We start from the raw sequence: 23187 nt of genomic DNA on the forward strand, positions 1-23187 counted from the left end.
GGAAAATCAACGGCCAAATTGTACAACTCATAAAAAATAGACAAACTCGATTTTCATCGAGTTTGTCTACAGTCTGAGTGGTTTTTCCTTCTGGAAAAACCACTTTTTCTTTCCATACCCGAATTTATTTTTAATACTGATTATGATACTTACTGAAATGCTAAAGATCATTCCCTTGATTGATCCCAAATCAAATCAATAGACAAATTTCCTTTTGTCCCTACAACAGCATAAGAGATGTCAATAACAGAAAGGTTTCTTTTTTTAAGTTCAGCCATTAACCATTCGTCATCGTAGGTTTGTTTGGATAAGTTTTCGTATAGGATCTTCCCATCATAGACCATCTCTATCGGTATAGTTCCAGCTGAGGACCGTATAGCCAAATCCTGTTTGGTGGTATTTTGGTATTGTGTTTTTTTTAATACAGAAAGTGAGCCATTTATCTCTAATATGGCACATTCCACTTCATCAAAATGGAAGATATCCTTGCCCCGCAAAGCCTGTTTAAGAGAATCCAGTGAATACCCCATTCGCTGCATGGACTCCTCAAGAATCTGTCCTTTCTGAATTAAGGCAACAGGTTCTCCAGCAATCCATTTTCCGAAGCGCGGATTTCGAACCGCTACAAGATTCAGTATAAAAACGACGGCACCCATAATAATCATTGCAAGGATAAAATACAAGAATTTAATTTTAATATTGAATGCTAGATTGCCTGCAATTGTCCCCATCGTAATTGAAGCGATATAAAGGTGATAGGTCCTTTGGGCAATCGTCTGTTTACCGAGCAGATGGACAAATACCCATAATAAAATAAAAGCTGTAAAGGTTCGAAAGATGATTTCAACAGATCCTGGCATGGCTATTTCTCCCTTTTAAAAATCCCGACAGTTCGTTTGTAATAGTATGTTTTTACAGCAAGCCCATTATTCTGTAATTTGGGTGCGAAAGTTGAAGAAGAATTAAGTTTTTTAGGATCGTGGCCATATTTTAAATATTCCATAAAGGGAGCGATTCTTTAATAAGGATTGGTTTTCTTCCTGAACGAAGGCATAAGTCAAAAATAGGTAGGGAAACTAATTGGTTTTTTTTGTAATTAATTTGATCAACTATTAAAAATGAGGTATACCAGTTTACATGTCCCTTTTCAATAAACGGGACCCTATAGTTTTCGGCCTAGCATTTTTTTATTTCGTTCACTGTTTCAATATGCATTCCTGAATCAGTATAATCACTGTGTGTTTCGAAAAAATCAACATAATTATGAAACGTACTTCCTTATAAATCAGGCATTCAAAATAAGTGAAATAGGAAGCAAGTAGCATATCGTTACTTGCTTCTTTTTATTTGGTGTCGAAAATCCATGGATATGTTTACTTAGTATTGATTTAGAACATTTTTCGAATAATAGTATCAAAATACTTTTTGCACGGGGGTATGTTTTGAGTAATATTCGGGAGATATTCATTGACGATTTAAAATGCATTTATAAAAATTTCTTTATTTGTATCGTTGTTGTGTTTCTTATGTTCATCCCATCCATTTATGCGTGGTTTAATATTGTTGCATCATGGGACCCATATGCAAATACGGAAGGAATCCTTGTCGGTGTTTCAAATAATGATAAAGGTGCAGAGTTAAATGGCGAAGCCGTAAACATAGGCAAGGAAGTCATAGAGGGGTTAAAGGGAAACAAAGATTTGGGCTGGAGATTCACAACTCAAAAAGAGGCGTTAGCAAAAGTGGAAAAGGGGGATTATTACGCATCCATCATCATTCCAGAGAATTTTTCGGAGCATATTGCGACAATCATGACCGATGACCCTATTAAAGCGGAGATTGATTATTATGTGAATGAAAAAATCAATTCCATTGCTCCTAAAATTACGGCAGCGGGGGCCAACAGCATTGTGGGAAATGTGAGCAAAAGCTTTATCAAATCAGCTAGCGGGAGTATTCTTGCAATCTTTAATGAACTGGGAATCACCTTGCAAAATGAGTTGCCGACAATTCAGAAAATGAAGAATATGGTGTATTTATTAGAGGGAGAACTTCCGGAGCTTGAACAAAATCTGAAAATCGTACAAACACATGTGAAAAGAGCAGAAGAAATCATTAAAATGGTCAATGATGGTCTGGATTCAATAGAAGGTTTAACATCACAGAAAGACAAATTGGTATCAGGTGTTTCTAATTATGTAGACTCAACCAAGCAGGCATTTGCCGAAATCCATCCACTCTTGAAAAATGATATTGCGAGCATCAGGAGTGATAATGAATCGATTTTAGTGCTTGCAAATAGGTTAGCGGATCAGGATTTGCCCGATAATGAGGGGAATCAGCTAGTTGAACAAGGGAGAACGAGGATAAATAAAGAGTTATATCTTTTGGACAGTATGTATAACTTATTGGTGAGCGTCAATCAATTTAGTGAAAAAAACCGCCTTCAGCCAGAAATAAATCTAGTGGATGGTTTAAGGGATAATGCTTCGGATCAACTTCAAGCACTGAATGACCATTCCTTCGACTCACTTAGAAATCTTGGTGAAAATAATGATGAAGTCCTGGGAAGCTTCCAGGATACCTTTTCAAAGGAGACAGGACCAAAATTCAATGAAATCTGGGCTGAAACGGATACTATATTACAGAATGCCCAGCGTATGATTGAGGAGGGAAGCCAAGCTCTTCCTGAAGTGAAGACATTGTTGAATGAGACGAATCGAACGTTAGTAACTCGTACGGGAGATATCGATAAGTTACAGGATAAATTTCCGGAGATCGAGGGAAAAATCAAGGCTCTGGCTTCTAAAATGAGAGAAATCGATAAATCTTATAATATGGAAGAAGTGATTGATTTTCTAAAGAATGATATTGAACAGGAAAGTGACTTTTTCTCGGAGCCAGTATTGCTCAATAAACACAGTTTATTTCCCATTCCGAACTATGGATCTGCCATGTCCCCCTTCTTCACGGCACTTTCCCTCTGGGTGGGTGGGACAATATTGATTTCCATGCTTAGCGTGAGCGTCACACAAAAGGGTTACAGTCCATATCAAATTTATATTGGCAGGTACCTTATATTCTTCATCATTGGATTGATGCAGGCATTAGCCGTTTCCATCGGTAACCTTTTTCTGATTGATGTATATGCAGTAAATAAATTCGAGTACGTCATGTTCTCCGTCTTGATAAGTACAGTATTTACTTTAATGGTCTACACATTCGTCTCGGTTCTAGGAAATGTTGGGAAGGGAATAAGCGTAGTTCTGATGGTGCTTCAAATATCAGGCTCGGGAGGTACCTTCCCCATTCAAGTAACACCGCCATTTTTCCAATATATCAACCCCTTCCTGCCGTTTACCTATGCCGTTGGTTTACTTCGTGAATCAGTTGGAGGGATAACCTGGAGTGTCGCTGGCAATGATATATTCATCTTATTCCTCTATTTAATAATCACGCTCAGCTTTGGCATCATATTGAAAAAGCCACTGCATGAAAGGACGCAAAAGATGAAGGATAAATTGTATGGAAGCAGGATTTTTTAAGTTACTGAATGGAGCGGAGACCTCGGTTAACTTAACTGAAATGAAGGCACGAAATTGGATACTGAAAAATCAGCCTGAACCCTTGAAAAGGGCTCAGGTTTTTTATTTGTTGAATGGAATTTGTTTATATGAACCTTTATGTAAAATTGGAATATTTATCAATATATTGACAGTTTGATAGAAAGATACCGATAAATTAGAATTTTTGCATTTTTATTGTTGACAAAAACCATTGGATTAATCATTATTAAGAAATAATGTTTAGTTAATCGGTGCGATATAAAAGTGGGGTGACTTTATGTATTTAACAATAGATGGCATTGAAAAAAGTTTTTCGAATGAAAAGAAAGAAAGCATAAAGGTGCTCGATGAGATTAATATAGAGGTCGAGAAAGGAAGCTTCGTTTCGATCGTCGGACCTTCAGGATGTGGCAAATCGACACTCCTTTATCTAATTGCCGGCCTTGATAAGGCTGATAAAGGTGAAATACGTGTAGCTGGAAAAAAGGTGATTAAGCCAGGTCCGGAGCGGGTTGTAGTGTTTCAAGAGGCTGGGTTATTTCCTTGGTTGACGGTTCTTGAAAATGTTACATACGGATTGAAGTTAAAGAAGATTCCCAAAGAAGAGGCTAAAGCCAAAGCATTGGACATTTTAAAAATGGTTCACCTCAGCAGATATGTTGACTCCTATCCACATCAACTCTCGGGGGGGATGAAACAGAGGGTAGCCATCGCAAGAGCGCTGGTGATGGAACCTGATATCCTGTTGATGGATGAACCATTTTCTGCTCTTGATGAGCAAACGAGGATGGTCTTGCATAAAGAGCTGCTCGAAATCTGGAGAAAAACTAAAGTGACCATTTTTTTCGTTACCCATAATATTCGTGAGGCTGTTCAGCTTTCCGAAAAAATTATCGTCTTTGCAACCCGTCCCGGGAAAATTAAAGAGACGATTTCCGTCCCTTCCATGAAAGATGGAGTTATGCCGGATAGTGTAACTTTGCATACTGAACAAAGGGTTCTATCGATCTTGCAGGAGGAAATTGAAAAAGTGCTGAAGGAGGAAATGGGGAATGATTACAGCTTTAAGACGAATCATATTCATCGCGATGATAGCGGGGATATGGGAAGTCACATCTAGACTTTCCAGTCTACCGGACTTCATGTTTCCCAGCCTGACTCAAGTGTTGGAAACTCTGTTTAATGGACTAGTAAGCGGACAAATAACCGAAGCCATCGGAAAAAGCCTTGGCCGTATCCTAATCGGCTTCACGATTGCCATTATAATAGGTCTAATCTTAGGATATTTCATTTGGCGCTTTAAACTGGTTGAGGATACGCTTGGATTCGTAGTGACTGCTTTACAATCCATCCCGAGTATCGTTTGGTTCCCTTTGGCAATAATTTGGTTTGGATTGAATGATTTTTCAATTCTCTTTATCGTCACGATCGGCGCAACTTGGACGATGACAGTTAATGCAACAAGTGGATTCCGGAATGTGCCCCAGCTGTATCAACGGGTTGCCAAAACATATGGATCAACCGGTTTTCATTTTCTACGTACCGTAATTTTACCAGCATCTGTTCCACAAATTATATCCGGGCTGCGAATTGCATGGGCATTTTCTTGGCGTGCATTGATGGCAGGTGAATTACTTGGCGGTGGCGGCGGTCTTGGACAGTTGCTGGAAATGGGCAGATCACTTGGACAAATGGATTTGGTGATCTCCGTAATGATCATTATCGCAATCATTGGAACAATCGTGGATAATGTTGTCTTCTCACGCCTAGAGCGTAATGTTCAACTGAAATGGGGAGTAAACCAACGGTAGATTAATAAGATTATAGTGTAAAAGGAGAGGGAAATATGCTGAAAAAATCATTTTTTGCCCTTATTATGTCCGTATTGTTAATCGGAATAGTAAGCGGATGCACACAATCCACCAGTAAAGAAGAGGAAAAAGGCTCTGGTAAACAAACTGTGAAAATTGGATATTTTCCTAATTTAACTCACAGTGCAACGATCATTGCACTTGAAAAAGGCTTTTTTGAAGAAGAGTTCGGTAAAGATGTTAAGATTGAAACCAAAACAGTGGCCAATGGCGGATTATTCATGGAAGCAATGGCTACAAACGCTATTGATGTCGGAACGGTTGGACCTGGTCCATTGCTTAACTTTTACGTGAAAAACCCTGAATACCATCTGATCTCTGGCGCTGTTAATGGCGGTGCCGTTCTTGTGGCCAGTGAGAACAGCAAGGTAACGGATTTAAAAGATTTGGACGGTAAAAAAGTAGCGATTCCCGTCATTGGGAGCACACAGGATGTCATGCTTAGGAAAGCCCTTCAAGATGTTGACTTAAAACCGACTACAAATGGGGGAACAGTTGAGTTGTATGCGACAGCCCCTGCTGACACAACCGCTCTCTTTGTCCAAAAATCAGTCGATGCAGCTGCTACCCAGGAACCATGGGGGTATGTATTGGAAAACCAGGCAAAAGGAAAGTTAGTGCTTGACTGGGATCAATTTGCATGGGGAAAAGATTCACCTAATACGGTAGTGGCTGCAAGCCAGAAGTTCTTGGATAAAAAGGGGCTCGCTGCTTCCTATTTGAAAGCGCATGAAAAAGCGGTGAAGTTTATACAGGACAACCCTGAAGAAAGCCAAAAACTGGTTATTAAGCATTTGAAGGAACTGACTGGAAAAGAATTAAGTAAAGAAGAAGTGGCTTCAGCATTTTCACGCTTGGAAGTGACAACTGAAGTTAATGAGCAAGTCATCCAGGAAATGGCTGACATAAGCAAAGAAGCCGGTTATATTCCTAGCAGTGATATAAAAGGCATGATCGATCTATCAACTCTTGAAAAAGTGTCCAAGTAAATTGTAATGAGAAAGCGCCTCAGCCATCCAGGCTTGGGCGTGTTTTTTGTATTCCGGTAAAGGTCGAAAAAATCTAGTTTAGGTCGGATTAATCCGTTATAATGGCCTGAGAAGATGATTATACATATAAACACGGCACTGTCATGAACTCCTGTATTATGGACAGACTCGATCCAATGCCTGAATAACATGATCAACCTCTTCCCAGGAATGGATGGTAGCACCTGACGCCAGTGAATGTCCTCCTCCATTGAATTGACGTGCGACAGAAGCGATGGGAATACTCCGTGAACGAATCCTGACACGGATTTCAGAAGGATATTCGATGAAGAAAGCCCAGATTTTGTTTCCCCTTACACTTGATAGAGTATTTACTAAATTCGAAGCTTCGATTCGATCTATTCCATACATATTTAACAGATCCTCCGTAATAATGAAGTAAGCTACCCCTTTATCGGTTACCTTGAAGCTCATGAGAATGTCTTTTTGAAGTCTTGAAGAGTTTTTCGACTTTATATTAAGCCAGTTATGGATTCTTTCTGGCTGAAAATTATAAGTTCTTAAGTGCGAAACCATTTTTAATGTCCTAGGAGTGGTATTCCCATTCATGAAATTCCCTGTATCACCTAGAATTCCTGCATAAAATGATTTAGCTGCTTCTTTATTCATGATAAAGTCTTCTGGAAATTGCAAAAATAAATCAACAAGCATTTCACTTGCAGAGCTATAAGAAGGGTCGACCCAAGAAAGGTCACCGAATTGTTCATACTCGGGGTGGTGGTCAATTTTGATCAGCAGGTCCCCGTGATCATAGCGGGAATCACTTATCCGTGAAAGGTTGGCAGTATCACAAACAATCACTAAGGCCCCTTTGTATTTTTTATCGGTAATGACATCCATTTCACCAATGAATAAAAGCCTATCCACTTCTTCGCCAACCACAAAAACTTCCTTGGCAGGGTATGAGTGCTTCAAAAGCCGTTGTAAGCCGATTTGTGACCCCAATGCATCGGGGTCCGGATTAACATGGCGGTGAATGATAATGGTTGGGTATTTCTTGATCGCTTCGATTATTTCCTTTTTTTTATTGACCATATTGCCATCTCCCTTTGAATCTTTCCTTGTCTGTCGACCGATAATTGATTGTATGGAAAATTCTCATTTTAAATATAGACAGTTATGTATATCCAATCATCACATGCCTCACGAATAAAGGCAATTCCAATTACTTTAGCTTGAGGGAGTCCTGGAAGTATTTTTATATTAAACGGGAAGTATGCTAAAGAGTATTTCAGTGGAAGTAATAAAAACACCCAAACAAAGTTATTGCAAAATTCAAAAAATGAAACTATACTTAATTTACCAAACCGATGACAACAAGTTACCTTGTTGCATGGCCGGCTTGTCATAAATCTGGAATTCATAAAAATTGACTTGGTTCACTTGATCTTCCTTTGCAGGAAGACAGTTCGTGGATAAGGGTCAGTGAAACATCAATGTATGACATTGTTGGTTTTACTGGCTCTTTTTTGTGTATCCTGACAGTTTGAAAGGGGTGATGATATGAATGGAGCTTTGGAAGGAGTCAGGATTATCGATGTATCCCGTGTTTTGGCGGGACCGTTCTGTTCAATGATTCTCGGTGATTTGGGTGCGGAGGTAATTAAAATTGAGCATCATGAATCAGGTGATGAAACGAGAGGGTGGGGTCCGCCATTCGCCCAAGGAGAAAGCGCTTACTATTTATGTGCCAATCGAAATAAGCAAAGCATGACCTTGAATTTAAAATCTGAACAAGGGAAAGAGATTTTCCAGAAATTAGTGTCTTCACGGGATATAGTGATTCAAAATTTTAAGACGGGTACATTGGAAAAAATGGGGTTAGGTTATGAAGATTTAAAGGAAATTAACCCTAAATTGATCATGGCCTCGATTACGGGATTTGGTTTAACCGGTCCTTATAAAGATTTGCCTGGCTATGATTATATCATTCAAGCAATGAGTGGTTTGATGAGCATCACAGGAGAAAAAAATGGAAGCCCCGTGAAGGTCGGAGTGGCCATAGCTGACATATTGACTGGCTTGTATACAGGCATTGGCATTCTATCCGCTTTACATCATAGGGATAAAGAGGGGGAAGGACAGGAAATTGATATTTCGTTAATGGATTGTCAGGTTTCTTCATTGGTGAATGTTGCCAGCAACTATTTATTCAGTGGCTTGACCCCTGAACGAATGGGAAACCAACATCCCAATATCGTTCCATACCAGACGTTCCGGACAAGGGATGGGGAGCTTGTCGTGGCTGTAGGAAATGATGATCAGTTCAGGAGATTCACAACCGTTTTAGGCAGACCTGATTTAGCCGAGCAGGAACAGTTTAAGCATAATGAAAAACGTTTGCAAAACAAGGAAGAATTAATACGGATTATAGAGGATTCGTTGAGAGGAAAGACAAAGAAAGAATGGAAAAGGCTGTTTGATGATGCAGGGATACCCAATGGTCCGATTAATGATATCGCAGAGATGTTCGAGGATCCACAAATCATCGCAAGAGGCATGTTGGTGAACATGGAACATCCGACAATTGAAAATCTTAGAGTGACGGGATCGCCCCTGAAACTTTCGAAAACGCCGGTTACGATGAGAAAGCATCCGCCGTTGTATGGTGAGCATACCGATTCCATTTTGGCTGAAATTGGATATAGTCCAGACCAAATAAGCAAATTCAAGGAAAATAAAATTATTTAGGAGGAATTTTAATGATGAATTTCGAATTAACAGAAGAGCAGCAAAGTGTAAAGAAAGTGGTAAGGAAATTCGTGGATAGGGAAATTACCCCATATATTCAAGAGTGGGATAGGCAGGGTCAATTCCAGCCACATATTTTAAAAAGATTAGCGGAATTGCAGTTGATGGGCGTTTGTATACCAGAAGAGTACGGTGGAGTCGGAATGGATTATAATACCCTGGCCATCGTTTGTGAAGAACTGGAGCGAGGCGATACGGCTTACCGAACCGCAGTTTCTGTACATACAGGGTTGAATAGCATGACCCTGCTGCAATGGGGGACGGAAGAACAAAAACGGAAATACTTAGTTCCTCAAGCAAAAGGGACCAAGATTGGCGCTTTTGGGCTGACTGAACCGAATGCAGGATCTGATGTAGCGTCAATGAAATCAACTGCAAAACGTGTTGGGGACCATTATATCCTGAATGGATCAAAAACTTGGATTTCGCTCTGTGATTATGCAGATCATTTCCTTATTTTCGCCAAGACGGATCATGATGCCGGCTCAAGGGGAATTACCGCTTTTATAGTGGAACGGACTTTTGAGGGAGTGGAGTCGAAAGCCATTAAAGGGAAATTAGGAATCCGTGCGGGGAATACAGGCGAAGTCTTTTTAACGGATGTAAAAGTTCCGGTGGAGAATAGGCTTGGTGAAGAAGGTGAGGGCTTTAAAATCTCCATGTCGGCATTGGACAGCGGCCGGTTTACAGTGGCCGCAGGTGCTGTAGGGTTAATTGAAGCAAGCCTTGAAGCAAGCTTGAAGTATTGTCATGAACGAAGTACCTTCGGAAAAGAGATTGGCAGGCATCAGCTCGTTCAACAGATGATTGCCAAGATGACCGCAAATTTAGAGATTTCAAGATTGCTGGTCTTTAAAGCGGGTACCTTAAAAAATCAAGGAAAAAGGAATACGAAGGAAACATCACTTGCCAAGTGGATATCATGTAATGCTGCTAACGAAGCGGCCAATGATGCTGTTCAAATTCATGGTGCCTATGGCTACTCGGATGAATATCCAGTCGAACGTTTTCTCCGGAATTCAAAGGCTCCGGTCATTTACGAAGGAACCCGTGAGATTCATACTGTAATGCAGGGTGAATACGCTCTTGGCTACAGACAAGATAAAGCGCTTCGCAAGCAATTGCCTGCATGGCCCTTCGAGCAAATTTCCGTACATTAATTATAGATAGAGGAGATCAGATGATGAACACATACTTTATTGCAGGGCATGCAAAACTTCCACAAGGGATGGCAGCGAGAAATATATATGATTCCATCACGATCACGGTAGAACTTGATTTTAAACATGGTGTCATTGTCGAGGCTTCCTGTACACTTGCTACAGAACATGGCAGGGAATTCATTCGTCACCTGCTGCGAGGGTATTGCCTGAAAGATGGTATCGAAGAATTGATTGATCGTGTACAAAAGTATTATCGTGGAAAAGCTGGTCAAGCCATTCAAGCAGGACTGAAGGATGTGTATGCACAGTTCGAATTGGTCTCCGTCAAATAAGGGAAAATGGAAGGATCCTACCGGTATGTGAAACCGATAGGATCCTTTTTTGAGGATTAAAAAATCATTCAATTTTCGTTTTCAGGATATAAAAAAGAGGCGTTGATGTAAACACCTCTTTGTCTTATAAATTATTAAAATACATGAAAGGGATGATGAAACTAGAAGCTCCAATTCCATTTCTTGTTGCCGCTGCCGTGGTTAGAAGATCTCCGATTTCTGCTAGTACGCCTTTGGTTTCTGCATGTAGATCTCCGATTTCTGCTAGTGCGCCTTTGGTTTCGGCATGTGGATCTCCGATTTCTGCTAGTGCGCCTTTGCGCGCTGCATGTGGATCTCCGATTTCTGCTAGTGCGAATTTGCGCGCTGCATGTGGATCTCCGATTTCTGCTAGTGCGCCTTTGCGTGTTGCATGTAGATCTCCGATTTCTGCTAGTGCGCCTTTGCGTGCTGCATGTAGATCTCCGTTTCCAGCAAGATCCCCATCGTGTGCCGGAAGTGGACCTTTTCCAGCAAGTGGACCGATTTCTGCTAGTGCGCCTCTGAGTGCTGCAAGTGGAAAGATTTCTGCTAGTGCGTCTTCGAGTGCTGCAAGTGGACCGTCTTTTTTTGTTTCTTTTACGTGAAGAACGGCAATTTGAACGTGGGTCATTAAACATGAAATCGCTTAACCCGAAGGAATTGGCTCTATCCACCGCATTTTGTATATCACGAATGATGTTTGACATATTTATATATCCTCCTTTCTATACGTTAGACTATTCGGCTTGTACGTAATGTGCTAATGATAAACGCACAACTTTTTTGAAAAAAAGAGTTGTTTTTTTGTGACGTCCTTCGCTTTTTCCCATAATTTAATAGGAAAGTGAAAGGGAAGGGTTATATGAATAATGACCAGAAGCTGCCTGTATATCAGCTTTTTATTCCACCTGTAAATTTAAAGGACCTTCGCAGGGATATATGGTGCAATGATCCTTTACCTGCAAAGTTAACCATTAACAGAAAAAAATTGGATATTGATATTGTTTACCGTGGCTCACATATCCGCGGTTTCCAGAAAAAGTCTTATAATGTAGTCTTTTATAAACCTAATACTTTTAGGAATGCTAAGGAAGTTCATTTAAATGCTGAGTATAAGGATAAATCTTTACTAAGAAATAAATTATCTTTAGACTTTTTTGCGGATATCGGGACTTTATCACCGAAATCCCAGTTTGTTTTCCTGAATCTGAACGGGAAGGACGAGGGAATATATCTAGAATTGGAATCAGTGGATGAATTTTATTTGAAGAATAGGGATCTTCCTAAGGGATCAATTTTCTATGCAGTGGACGGTGATGCAAATTTTTCATTGATGAGTGATTTGGATAAAGGAATCAAAAAATCATTGGAAATGGGATATCAAAAAAAATGCGGGTCAGCAAAGGATGAATTATATTTACAAGAATTGATTATCCAAATCAATACAATTTCAAGGGCGGATTTTGAAAGGGAAATCGTAAATTATCTCGATGTGGAAAAGTACCTGCGCTGGCTGGCTGGTGTCATATTCACGCAAAACTATGATGGGTTTGTTCACAACTATGCCCTGTATCGAAATGGAGATACTGGACTCTTTGAAATGATTCCATGGGATTATGATGCGACATGGGGCAGGGATGTTAACGGAAAAGTGATGGAAGAGGATTATGTGGGAATCGAGGGATTCAATACATTGACTGCTAGAATCCTTGATGTAAGGGCATTTCGTGTTCGATACCAAAGACTCCTAAAGGGGATTTTGAACACCCGGTTTAACGTTAAGCATATGAAACCCATCATTCAGGGAATGCATGATCAAATAAGTCCTTATGTTTCAAAAGATCCATATATCAAGGATAATAAGAAAACTTTTGATAATGAGCCTGATTTTATCCTGAAATTCATAGAGAGCCGCGCAAAGTATATAAAGGGTCGGCTGCATAAATTAGATTAATGATTCCCATACTTTAACTTTGAAAATTGTGATTGGAAATGGGGAAAAATAACGGGAGTGTTGAAAGAAAAGCATTCCTGTTGTTTTTTCTGCACGATTCCATTTGCTTTTCCATCCTATTACAGCTATGTTTGATAGAAAGATATAATCTATAGTAAATGAAGGATGGGAATGGATTGACTAATCAAAGCCGTATACCGGCATATATATACACCTTTACGTGCAGCCCTGACGAACGCTCATTATCTAAAATGGAAATGCGCTCGTTCTTTGGCTTTGAGGCTTCAGAAAATATATTAAAAAGTGATATAAAAATTGAACCGAGCAGAAGTCCCTTTATAAAAGGACGGGTCGATGTCATGTTTGAAGGGGATAGCATATCCGAAATTGTTGAGCAAGTGAAGGATATAAAATTGCCTGATTCGACGTTCAAAGTGTTATTCGTAAAAATTAATGATCTTAATAAAGAAGAAAAAATAGATTATGATGGACAGCGTGAAATTGAACGGGAGATTGGCTGGCACATTCAGGGGAATGCCGATGTGAGAAATCCTGATCAGGTCTATGGAATAGTAACCCTAGGCGGCCGTTGGTATTTTGGGAAGTATGTAAAACCTGAAGCGGTTTGGTTACATCATATGAAAAAGCCGCGTGAATATTCAACAGCACTTAGCACACGAGTGGCGAGGGCCATTGCCAACATAGCCGTTCCACATCCAGATGGAGTGAAGGCCATTGATCCATGCTGCGGAATTGGAACGGTATTGGTGGAAGCACTATCAATGGGGATAAATATTGTTGGCCGAGATATCAACCCACTTGTTACTGACGGTTCCAGGGAGAACATTGCCTATTTCGGACTCGAAGGTGATGTAACTACAGGTCCGATTTCGGAGGTCACCAGTAAATATGATGTAGCGATTATCGATATGCCTTACAATTTATATACGCATGCGACGCCGGAAGATCAGCTATCGATCCTTAAACATGCCAGGGGCTTTGCTGACAAGGTCGTTGTCGTTACGATTGACACGATGGATCATATGATTGAAGAAGCAGGATTTGAAATTGCTGATCGTTGTGTAGCAAGGAAAGGCATTTTTTCCAGACAAGTTGTAGTGTGTGTATAAGTTTCGTCAGCAAGATGAAAAAAGCTGAAATCTTTAATGGTTTTGAAGTTACCCCTGTAAAACAGACAACTAAAAAGGCTAAGTTGCCATCTGGCATCGATATTCTATCGGTGCGAGGTGGCAGAGTCTTTTTTGGAATCGTTCACAATGGCTGCTTGTAGTTATTTTCAGATTCAAATTGATTTAAAAAAATACATTCTGATTCAATACAAGCATTATAAATGACAGTTTCCCTTACGAAGGGGGCTTCCAATAACACCCAGTTGTGCTAATTGCTTATGATAGGCGGGAGATGTGTACTGAAACCCTTGATCCGAATGGAGAATGGTTCTGTACACATTTCTTTTTTCTGTTACTGAATTTAATCTATCCAACACAAGATGTAAATCCCTTCCGTGAAGACAACTTCCAAGCAATAATCTCATTGTTATAATGTCTTATACGGCAGATAAATAATGAAATCCACACTTCAGCAAATATAGGTAATATCCCTAACGAGTACTTCAGTGGGCTCTATTCTGAAATTTTCGTTCAAATGTGGATAGGTTCTAGAGTATTCGCCTTTAAAGAAACGCGGTTTCCCTTCTAATAATGGACTGTACTTGTAATTCCCACATTAAGCATATACTTTTTTGTGAATGACGAAAAAGCCTCGATTGCAATGCAATTTTCACCCGAGGACATCCATACCATCTAGAAAACTTTGAACTGCTTGAATCTTTAACTCCAAGAGTAGCGTTATTTTTTCTAGGCATAATAAAATCCCTCTCCAAGAATGAACGTTTTTTACACTGTCCACTTAGAGGGGATAATATCAATTTATCTATTGAGATAGCCGCCTTTAAAATTAAGTTTCAACGTGATTAGAATCCCGGTGTAGATGAACTTTCAGGAATATTTTCATAGTCTGATGGATTAATATTATGAACCGATCCATCTGTTACACCATTGATAATACCCATTAGACCAGTTTCAACCGTTTTTACTAGCTGGCCTTTCTTTTTTTGCCCAAAGTTTTGTGTTTGTCCACTTACTTCAAATAGAACCGTACCACTTCCGTTTAAAGCAAACGTTCCTAAAGCAGTACCTGGCAGGTCGATAGATTGATCGTACAATGAAATATTTGTAAACACGGAATTCCCTTTTGCTTGTAGTGCGTTATACGCAGTAAGTGTCAACTGACGGGAGAAATCATATTTAAAATTATCTGCATACTCTGCATATTTAGCCCCTGCAGGAGTGCTTGGGTTGGCAACGAATTTTCCGGATATTGACATTGTTACACGACCATCAGTTCCTTCGATATATGGGAACCCTTGGTGATGAAGGTCGATAAAAACATCCACTTTACCAAATTTCGATTTTAACCCTTTATATATGTCACGTACCGTTTGCGATTCAGGTGTAATAAACCAGCCCGGCTTTTCAGATGCCCCCGGGAAGTCTTGAGGCTTTGGTACATAGTTAAGGTTTGGATTAAAGTCACGATTAACATCAAATCCCGGTTTGCTAGCATAGTCGTCTCCAGATCTGGGAATCGTGTAATAGTTCCAAGCGGGTTTCACATTTGAAAGTTGTGGGAATTTCCCTACAACCTCTGACCATGTCATCTCATTTCCACGGCGATCAAGCTCTGAGGCGTCTACGTTCATCATTGGAATAGCAACGATTGTTAATTCATCAAGCATTTTCTTTACCTCAGGCGAGTTGCTTTGACCAAGGTTTTCAAGAATGTTCAATAACGCAACAGTTCCTGTTTTTTCATTTCCGTGAATTTCACTTTGAATAAGAACGACTTTGTCACCATGACCGACCGTTACCTTGTGAATGGAACGCCCCTGATTTGTTTGTCCAGCCACTTCTACTTTTACTTTCCCTTTACTCACTTGCTCAAGTTGATTTAATTTTTTTACAAGCTCGTCATAATTAAGGAATGCTTCAGTAGAAAGATTCGTTCCACCTGTCGGGTTTGGTCCTCGTTCAGCAAAGCTGACATTAGGGACAAGTAATGCTGCTGCTATTACTGTTGAACTTAAAACCTTAAAAAGTTTCTTTTTCACATTCATTCTCCTTTTTCGAAAATACCCAATATTCAGAAAAATTCTTCGTTTTCTCTTCTTTTTCCTGTTAGATTATTAAAAACACCTAAAAAGGCCTATAAATGTGAAAAGAAAAATTCAATCCAAAATGACAGTTTACCACGCAGCGCAATTTTCATCCGACGGTATCCATACCATTTAGATAACCTTGAACTGCTTGAATCTTTAACTTTCAAGAAGCTGTTATTTTTTCTAGACATAGTAAAATCCTCACTGAGGGGACAGTGGGGATAATATCTATTCAGCCTTATTGATTGTCACTTAGTTTGATAATGAACTACATATTCGATAAGTTGTTTCTTGACCTTCCCCTGATATTCCAAGTAATCCAAATGGCCGATGATTTCTGACATGACGAGCGGGAATTCTGATGTATACTTTTGTTTGTAAAATTCCTTTGCCAGTTCATTTCCTGTAGAAATTCCAGATTCTATTAAGGCCAGGATTTTTTGTGACTTTCTCTCAATGCTATTGAGTCTTTTTTCAATCAATGGACCAGGTTGTTCCATGATGTTGCCATGACCTGGTAAGAGGAGATTCACCTGTAATGCTAAACATCGCTTTAATGAGTCGATATGATCGACAAGAGTCAGCATCCTATTGCCGTTTTCATCAGGTTCGATCAAGGCGTTACTTGAAATATGTTCAATCAATAAATCACCGGAAAGAAGCAGTTTCCCTTTTTGGTCAAGGAAAGCAATTTGATCCGGGGCATGCCCGGGAAATTCGATCACTTCAAAATTTAGCCATTGTTTTCCTGTGATTGCGATGATGTCACAATTCAGTTTTTGATCTTTATTATTGTCGACCGCGTTGAAAAGGTATGCTACTTGTTTATCTCCAAGTTCGCCACAGCCCATCTCAAGATAAAGCTGCTTATAAAATTCTATTCTCATATTTAAGAAGTCAGGGTCCCGTTTTAGACGGGGAACGGATTTAGAATGGGCATAGACTGGTATAGGATGGAGTTCAGTAATCCGGTTGACCAAGCCAACATGGTCCCCATGATGATGGGTTAATAAAATTCCCGTGATATCCCCAACGGTAAATCCATTTTCCTTTAAGGTTTGCTGCAGTGCATTCCAGCAAACGTCATCATTCATACCAGCATCGACTAATGTTAAAGATTCATCCTGTTTGACTAAATAAAAGTTTATACTTTTTAAAGATAAAGCGCTTGGAGCTATAATTGGATAAATTTTATTATTTTTCATGAACGTCTCATATCCTCCTAAATCGAGATAAACTTCATCTGAAAAATTGCGACATTACTAAATAAAGTAAGAATAGAATTATAGGGTTATTATTTATGATTAGTTGAATGAAATAAAACTGTCAAGCGGAAGCTTTCAGATAAACAATATTTTAATAGTAAGAATGATTGGAAATGAATGGTCTAATTATCTAGTTTATTTTAAAATTGAATAAACAATCTGGTTACTTAGCCAATATAATAATTAATTTTTTTGAAGTCTCATATGAAATGAAAACTGAATGCATGACGAATGAAGCAAGTGTGTCTCCATGAATAAAAAAACGGTATGGGGGGTTATGGTTTGAAGCCTAAAATTTATATTACAAGGAAATTGCCGGAACAAATCATCGATGGTCTTAGTGGGAATTATGATGTCAGGATGTGGGACCAAGAGGATATACCGGTCCCTAGAGAAGTCCTTGAAAAAGAAATGCAAGAAGTAGAGGGGCTGCTTTGCTTGTTGACGGAACAAATCGACGAGTCACTGATTGAAAAGGCGGCTAATCTGAAAATCATCGCGAATATGGCAGTAGGCCATAATAATATTGATGTTCAAAGTGCAACTAAACGGGGCATCATGGTAACGAACACACCGGGGGTCTTAACGGAAACGACAGCCGATTTAACCTTCGGCTTGCTCCTTGCAACGGCAAGGAGGTTGATGGAGGCAGAAGATTATTTAAGGAGTGGGAGATGGGAAACGTGGTCGCCAATGCAGCTGACCGGACAAGATGTAAACGGTGCGACGCTTGGTATCATCGGGTTAGGGAGGATTGGTGAAGCCCTTGCAAAAAGAGCAAAGGGATTTGATATGAACTTAGTTTATTTTAATCGTAGTCGAAAGTATGAAAAGGAAAAAGAATTGGGAATCGAATATCAGCCCCTTGAAAAATTGCTCCAAATCTCGGATTTCGTTTGTGTCATGCTGCCGCTCACACCGGAAACCGCTTATATGATCGGCAAGGAGCAGCTGGGATTAATGAAAGGGACGGCTGTGCTCATTAATACCGCAAGAGGCGGGATAATTGATGAAAACGCGTTATATCAGGCGCTGAAAAATCAGGAGATTTGGGCGGCTGGACTGGATGTATTTGAAGAAGAACCCGTTCGGTTGGATCACCCTCTGCTTACATTGACCAATGTGGTTACATTACCCCATATCGGGAGTGCAAGTATTGCCACAAGATTAAAAATGGCAACTCTTGCTGTACAAAACTTGAAGGAAGGATTATCAGGTGATTCTCCCCGTAATTTAGTATTGTTGAATAAAGGAAAATGACGCTAAAATGGGGTTCGGATTGGTTTCACCGTTTTTTACTCTCAGACTTTTCTCCAAGTTTGGCTATAGTCTGAATGACTCCGAAATGGGGTCATTTTTTTATGGGGAATGTTGGACCTTTAATAGTTTTTCTTTACTTCGTCGTATTCTCAAATGATATTTCCTGATATATGATTTGTCCTTTTTAGAAGATTTCGGAGTTTTGATGCACCTGTGCTTAACTGAGTGCCGAAAGGAAGAATCCCTTTCAATTGAAGCATACTTATCGTAAATTGTTCCGGTCTTTTGTAAAATAAAGAAAGTCGAGTTTTATTTAGGAAAAACAATTAGTTGAAAGGGATAGGGGTAATAATGATTGAAATGAAGGAAACGATATCATCAGGCAACGAAATGACTAAATCCAAAAGGCTGTTGATGGCTCTTATGCTAGGGTCTTTTGCAGCCATCGGACCACTCTCACTTGATATGTATTTACCGGGTCTCCCCACACTGGCAGAGGATCTGAAAAGCAGTACGTCATTAGCGCAGCTGAGCTTGACTGCCTGCTTGTTAGGATTGGCTTTGGGCCAAATTTATTTAGGGCCGCTAAGTGATGCAAAAGGAAGGCGTTCACCGTTAATCATATCTTTATCCATTTATTGCATTTCATCTCTGTTATGCGCTTTTGCTCCAACCATTGAATTGCTTTTATTATTACGTTTTATCCAAGGTATTGCGGGAGCGGGAGGCATTGTCATTTCAAGGGCCATAGTTCGTGACCTTTTTTCAGGAACGGATTTGACCAAGTTCTTCTCCATGTTAATGCTGGTGAATGGGGCGGCACCGATATTGGCTCCGGTTTTTGGCGGTCAACTTTTGCAGTTCACTTCTTGGCGGGGAGTTTTCATTGTCATTTCAGTATTAAGTATCATTATGGTTGCGGCTGCATTTTTTGGGATAAAGGAAACTTTATCGCCTAATCTCAGGAGTGCTGGTGGGATAAACGATACAATCAAGACGTTTGGGAATTTATTGAAGGATAGGGTGTTTATGGGCTATGCTTTTGCACAAGGATTCATAAGTGCCGCAATGTTCGCTTATATCTCCGGATCACCTTTTGTTCTCCAGAACATTTATGGCGTTTCCCCACAGACCTTCAGTCTGATTTTTGCAATAAACGGAATTGGGATCATCATCGCTTCACAAGTTGCCGGGAAGCTGGCAGGGAAGGTTAAAGAAGAAAAACTGCTTCAAATGGGATTATGTCTAGCTTTGTTTGGGGGAATATTACTTCTTGCGTCAGTCCTTCTCGAAATTGGGCTGGCAGGAATCTTGGCCGCTTTATTCCTCTCCGTCTCCAGCGTCGGTATTGTCGGTACAACGAGTTTTTCTTTAGCGATGCAAAATCAGAAAAAAACAGCAGGCAGTGCTTCGGCTTTAATTGGCTTGCTTCCTTTCATATTAGGATCACTAATGGCTCCCTTGGTGGGACTAGGTTCAGGTGAGTCACCCTTGCCAATGGGGATTGTGATGGTAAGTTGTCATGTCATCGCCATGTGCGCTTATTTACTCCTTGCCCGTCGTGGGTTAAGGAAAGTTGCTTAAAAAGGAAAAGCTGAAATCCTAATATGGGATTTCAGCTTTCAGTTTGTAGACAAAAGGGATTCGGAATTAAAACATTCCGAACCCCTTTTGAAATTCCCTTTGAATTTTGCTCAATATTAAGGAATTGGGTCTCTATGAGCCCCTATGTTAGGGACCTTGCCATGTCCAATTGGCCATCTTCTTTACATTCATGGCAGTGAAAGTGAGCATCGCCTGCATCGACAATTTTTTAAGTCCCCTTAAAGTAATCCAACGCATGCCATGCTTTTCTTTTGCATCTGCGAAAACACGCTCCGCATAGATAGGTTTTACATCTTGATGATGACGCAGATGATCGGCTTCTTTCATATAATCTTGCCAGATATGACGTGTCACTACTTTTTGATGGTCATTACTTTCGGTCACTTTGATAAAAATGGACATGTCACACAAATGTGTTTTGGTGTTTTGTCTCGCGATAGCCCTCGTAATTCGTTGTTGAGTACTTTAAAATCTCGTCCGATGGGCAAAGGTAATAATCAAAATGTTCATCGTAAACATAGTCATGTTTGCAGAAATATTAAAACAAAAAAGACTGTAGGCAAAAGAGATTTTATCTAAATTTTATAACAAAGTTGATTGGAGCGGAAAGCGAGTGCCTGGAGTGGAAATCAACGCTACAGTCTGAAAGCTGAAATCCTAATATGGGATTTTAGCTTTTCCCTTTTAATGGAATATCCGAGGGGGAAGTATGAATTATAATAGTGATTCTGCACCATCGATATAAACTTCCGTGCCCGTAATATGGGAGGACATGTCTGATGCTAGAAACAATACGAGATCACCAGCTTGTTCGGTAGTCCCCGCTTTCTTCGCCAGGGGCTGAGAACCTTGCGGATATTCTATGGGAATCCTGATTTTTTTTAAGTTTTCATCTTCCGGGAAAGTGTTATCGTGAATGTTCGTATCGATGGAGCCGGGACAAATGGTGTTCACCCTGATTTTATATTTTGCCAATTCGAGTGCAGCCATTTTACCAAAAGCGACTTGACCAGCTTTGGATGAGCTATAGGCGGAAAATCCAAAATTCTTGAAATAGCGGTTTCCGTTGATGGAGCTATTAATTACGATGCTGCCACCCGTTTCCTTCATATAGGGAATGGCGTATTTGATGGTGAGAAAGGTGCCTTTGAGGTTGATGGTATGTGTCTGATCCCAATCTTCTGGCTTTATATCTTCAATAGGGGCTATCACTCCGTTTATGCCTGCGTTTGCAAATACAAAATCAATTTTGCCAAAATGGTCATAGGCGGCCTTGTAGGCATGTTCAACTTGCTCAGCCTTGGAAACATCCGTTTTAATGATTAAAGCCTCTCTGCCCAGGTTTTCCACTTCTTCCTTCACCTTTTCGGCATTTTCGACTGTACGGTCAAAAAAGATGATGTTCGCGCCGTTTTCAGCAAGTTTAAGTGCTGCACCGCGGCCAATTCCAGATCCTCCACCGGTAATGATGGCAACTTTGTTTTTCATTAAATCTGTCATAAACTTCACACGCTCCTTTTAAGTTTTCTTTCCCGTTTAGGGAGTATGTAGAAACATCATGGCAGTGATTATATAGGAAAATTATAAACGAATATTGCCTGAAAAATCCAATTTAAACGGTTGCCAGTGTTCATTATTCTTTGTTTTTCAAGGAAATGTCTGTATATTGAGGACATGATAAGTTAGTTTGAAAGGGGATAGGCTGTTGATACGAATAGGGGTAATAGGTACAAATTGGATCACGGAACGATTTTTGGAGGCTGTAAAGCATGTAGCGGATTTATCTTTAACCGCCGTGTATTCACGTACAGAAGCGAAAGCCAAGGAATTTGCCAATAAATACGATGTACATACGATTTTTACAAATTTAGAAGAAATGGCGGCCAGCGATGAGATCGATGCTGTATATATTGCCAGCCCTAACTCTCATCATTGCAGGCAAGCCGTGTTGTTTTTACAAAATAAAAAACATGTATTATGTGAAAAACCAATGGCCTCAAATGCGGCAGAAGTAATGGAAATGATTGAAGCTGCAAAACAAAATGAAGTGCTATTGATGGAAGCGATGAAATCGACCATCATGCCGAATTTCGAAAGTATAAAGGCGAATCTGGATAAAATCGGGAAGATACGACGTTTTTCGGGAAGCTTTTGTCAATATTCATCTCGCTATGATTCGTATAAACAAGGCACTGTGCTGAATGCATTCAATCCTGAATTCTCTAATGGTTCTTTAATGGATTTAGGTATTTATGTCCTCTATCCACTTGTTGTACTATTCGGTAAACCAAATAAGGTGCAGGCGTCAGGAACGATGCTTGAATCAGGAGTTGATGGACAGGGCACGATCTTGCTTTCCTATGATGAAATGGAGGCGGTCGTCATGTTTTCGAAGATTACCGAATCCAATTTGCCATCGGAAATTCAAGGTGAACTTGGAAGCATCCTCATTCAGAAAATTTCAGGACCGCAAGCGGTGGATATCCAGTATCGGGATGGAACAACTGAAAGCATTTCGGCTAAACAGGATATGCCTACCATGTATTATGAAGCGAAAGAATTTGTTGAATTGATACAGCAGGGGAAAATGGAGTCCGATATAAATTCATATTCTAATTCACTGTTGACTATGGAAATCATGGATGAAGCAAGAAAGCAAATTGGCGTCGTCTTTCCTTCAGACCGATTATAAGCACTTAATTGGACATGGCCAAGCAGGAAGGATATAAATGGATGTTACTGTTGCCCCATAATTGGGTAGAATTTAGTACATGGAAATTTTTATTGTTGGAGGAATGGACATGAATTGCAAAATTAATCGTAATGCAGCAAAGGTCTTACAAAAAATGCTGGGCACTGATGAAGCCGAAGGGAAAATGATTCGTGTATATATCACGCATATGCATGGCGATCATGCCCATTATGAGATGAAACTAGATACACCGGCAGAGCATGATGAAATCGTCAAAACAGATAAAGATATCGATATCTTGCTTGATTCACGTGAGGAATTTCTGGATGGCGTCTGGATTAAATATTTTTATGTACCTGAAGAAGGCTTTGAAATCACGAACCCTTCAAAAGAGCCGCACGGACATCATCACGATTAAGA

General features: G+C 39.9%; 20 protein-coding genes and 2 pseudogenes. 13 read left to right on the top strand and 9 right to left on the bottom strand.

The genetic code is table 11. From position 1 onward, the window contains the following. Window positions 1-167 precede the first annotated feature (167 nt). Complete coding sequence (locus tag ACFX4L_RS09780; protein WP_377383895.1) at window positions 168-860, bottom strand: DUF421 domain-containing protein; 693 nt, start codon at window positions 858-860, stop codon at window positions 168-170. 582 nt (window positions 861-1442) lie between these two features. Here ACFX4L_RS09780 and ACFX4L_RS09785 point away from each other — a divergent pair. The 4 genes from ACFX4L_RS09785 (at window position 1443) to ACFX4L_RS09800 (ending at window position 6426) form a co-directional block, all read left to right on the top strand. After that, a complete protein-coding gene (locus ACFX4L_RS09785) occupies window positions 1443-3545 on the top strand; it encodes a YhgE/Pip family protein (protein ID WP_377404912.1) in 2103 nt (700 codons plus the stop codon). Window positions 3546-3843: 298 nt separating this feature from the next. Next, on the top strand, window positions 3844-4686 hold the full coding sequence (locus ACFX4L_RS09790; protein WP_284471435.1) for an ABC transporter ATP-binding protein: 843 nt from the start codon (window positions 3844-3846) through the stop codon (window positions 4684-4686). Beyond that, window positions 4619-5377, top strand: coding sequence for an ABC transporter permease (locus ACFX4L_RS09795; RefSeq protein ID WP_061462138.1), 759 nt, complete (start codon window positions 4619-4621; stop codon window positions 5375-5377). The genes ACFX4L_RS09790 and ACFX4L_RS09795 overlap by 68 nt, the downstream gene beginning before the upstream one ends. A 35-nt stretch (window positions 5378-5412) precedes the next feature. After that, window positions 5413-6426 (top strand): aliphatic sulfonate ABC transporter substrate-binding protein, encoded by a 1014-nt coding sequence (locus ACFX4L_RS09800; RefSeq protein WP_377383901.1) that lies wholly within the window; start codon window positions 5413-5415, stop codon window positions 6424-6426. Between the two features lie 156 nt (window positions 6427-6582). Here ACFX4L_RS09800 and ACFX4L_RS09805 read toward each other — a convergent pair whose 3' ends face one another. Then, window positions 6583-7521 carry a DHH family phosphoesterase gene (locus ACFX4L_RS09805; protein ID WP_284471433.1) on the bottom strand — a complete coding sequence of 313 codons (939 nt, stop codon included), beginning with the start codon at window positions 7519-7521 and terminating at the stop codon, window positions 6583-6585. Window positions 7522-7989: 468 nt separating this feature from the next. Here ACFX4L_RS09805 and ACFX4L_RS09810 point away from each other — a divergent pair, with 468 nt between their 5' ends. The 3 genes from ACFX4L_RS09810 to ACFX4L_RS09820 are packed head-to-tail and all read left to right on the top strand — an operon-like array spanning window position 7990 to window position 10732. Continuing rightward, window positions 7990-9177, top strand: coding sequence for a CaiB/BaiF CoA transferase family protein (locus tag ACFX4L_RS09810; RefSeq protein ID WP_377404915.1), 1188 nt, complete (start codon window positions 7990-7992; stop codon window positions 9175-9177). A 14-nt stretch (window positions 9178-9191) separates the two neighbouring features. Then, window positions 9192-10397, top strand: a complete 1206-nt coding sequence (locus ACFX4L_RS09815) for an acyl-CoA dehydrogenase family protein (RefSeq protein ID WP_377404968.1) — start codon at window positions 9192-9194, stop codon at window positions 10395-10397. Window positions 10398-10420: 23 nt separating this feature from the next. Next, window positions 10421-10732 carry a DUF3870 domain-containing protein gene (locus ACFX4L_RS09820; protein WP_061462142.1) on the top strand — a complete coding sequence of 104 codons (312 nt, stop codon included), beginning with the start codon at window positions 10421-10423 and terminating at the stop codon, window positions 10730-10732. A gap of 124 nt (window positions 10733-10856) precedes the next feature. On the opposite strand, the gene ACFX4L_RS09825 is transcribed toward ACFX4L_RS09820, so the two are convergent. Then, on the bottom strand, window positions 10857-11384 hold the full coding sequence (locus ACFX4L_RS09825; RefSeq protein WP_377404978.1) for a hypothetical protein: 528 nt from the start codon (window positions 11382-11384) through the stop codon (window positions 10857-10859). A gap of 22 nt (window positions 11385-11406) precedes the next feature. Then, window positions 11407-11460: pseudogene (locus tag ACFX4L_RS09830) on the bottom strand (hypothetical protein); the annotation flags it as partial. Between the two features lie 155 nt (window positions 11461-11615). Between ACFX4L_RS09830 and ACFX4L_RS09835 the strand changes: the two are divergent. Further along, complete coding sequence (locus tag ACFX4L_RS09835; RefSeq protein WP_377404918.1) at window positions 11616-12707, top strand: CotH kinase family protein; 1092 nt, start codon at window positions 11616-11618, stop codon at window positions 12705-12707. A gap of 158 nt (window positions 12708-12865) precedes the next feature. Further along, window positions 12866-13837 (top strand): TRM11 family SAM-dependent methyltransferase, encoded by a 972-nt coding sequence (locus ACFX4L_RS09840; protein WP_377404922.1) that lies wholly within the window; start codon window positions 12866-12868, stop codon window positions 13835-13837. An 863-nt stretch (window positions 13838-14700) separates the two neighbouring features. On the opposite strand, the gene ACFX4L_RS09850 is transcribed toward ACFX4L_RS09840, so the two are convergent. From ACFX4L_RS09850 to ACFX4L_RS09860, 3 genes are all read right to left on the bottom strand, one after another. Next, window positions 14701-15903, bottom strand: coding sequence for a M14 family zinc carboxypeptidase (locus ACFX4L_RS09850; protein ID WP_377404925.1), 1203 nt, complete (start codon window positions 15901-15903; stop codon window positions 14701-14703). 89 nt (window positions 15904-15992) lie between these two features. Beyond that, on the bottom strand, window positions 15993-16136 hold the full coding sequence (locus ACFX4L_RS09855) for a hypothetical protein (protein WP_284471426.1): 144 nt from the start codon (window positions 16134-16136) through the stop codon (window positions 15993-15995). A gap of 57 nt (window positions 16137-16193) precedes the next feature. Next, window positions 16194-17150 carry an MBL fold metallo-hydrolase gene (locus ACFX4L_RS09860; protein WP_284471425.1) on the bottom strand — a complete coding sequence of 319 codons (957 nt, stop codon included), beginning with the start codon at window positions 17148-17150 and terminating at the stop codon, window positions 16194-16196. Window positions 17151-17492: 342 nt separating this feature from the next. Here ACFX4L_RS09860 and ACFX4L_RS09865 point away from each other — a divergent pair, with 342 nt between their 5' ends. Beyond that, window positions 17493-18470: a 2-hydroxyacid dehydrogenase gene (locus ACFX4L_RS09865; RefSeq protein ID WP_377404928.1), complete on the top strand. Its 978-nt coding sequence runs from the start codon at window positions 17493-17495 to the stop codon at window positions 18468-18470. A gap of 360 nt (window positions 18471-18830) precedes the next feature. Continuing rightward, window positions 18831-20054, top strand: coding sequence for a multidrug effflux MFS transporter (locus ACFX4L_RS09870; protein WP_377404971.1), 1224 nt, complete (start codon window positions 18831-18833; stop codon window positions 20052-20054). Window positions 20055-20201: 147 nt separating this feature from the next. Here the strand turns inward: ACFX4L_RS09870 and ACFX4L_RS09875 are convergent. Continuing rightward, window positions 20202-20613 (bottom strand): annotated as a pseudogene (locus ACFX4L_RS09875) (transposase); the annotation flags it as partial. Window positions 20614-20789: 176 nt separating this feature from the next. Beyond that, window positions 20790-21575 carry an SDR family oxidoreductase gene (locus tag ACFX4L_RS09880; protein WP_284471423.1) on the bottom strand — a complete coding sequence of 262 codons (786 nt, stop codon included), beginning with the start codon at window positions 21573-21575 and terminating at the stop codon, window positions 20790-20792. Between the two features lie 205 nt (window positions 21576-21780). Between ACFX4L_RS09880 and ACFX4L_RS09885 the strand changes: the two genes are divergently transcribed. Both ACFX4L_RS09885 and ACFX4L_RS09890 read left to right on the top strand, forming a co-directional pair. Next, the gene (locus ACFX4L_RS09885; protein ID WP_377383923.1) at window positions 21781-22767 is read left to right on the top strand and encodes a Gfo/Idh/MocA family protein; all 987 of its coding nucleotides are present in this window, start codon (window positions 21781-21783) and stop codon (window positions 22765-22767) included. A gap of 109 nt (window positions 22768-22876) precedes the next feature. Then, a complete protein-coding gene (locus tag ACFX4L_RS09890; protein ID WP_284471421.1) occupies window positions 22877-23185 on the top strand; it encodes an iron-sulfur cluster assembly accessory protein in 309 nt (102 codons plus the stop codon). Window positions 23186-23187: the final 2 nt, after the last annotated feature.

It is taken from the genome of Peribacillus sp. YIM B13482 (assembly GCF_042787975.1).
In the GTDB taxonomy this organism is placed as follows: domain Bacteria; phylum Bacillota; class Bacilli; order Bacillales; family DSM-1321; genus Peribacillus; species Peribacillus simplex_A.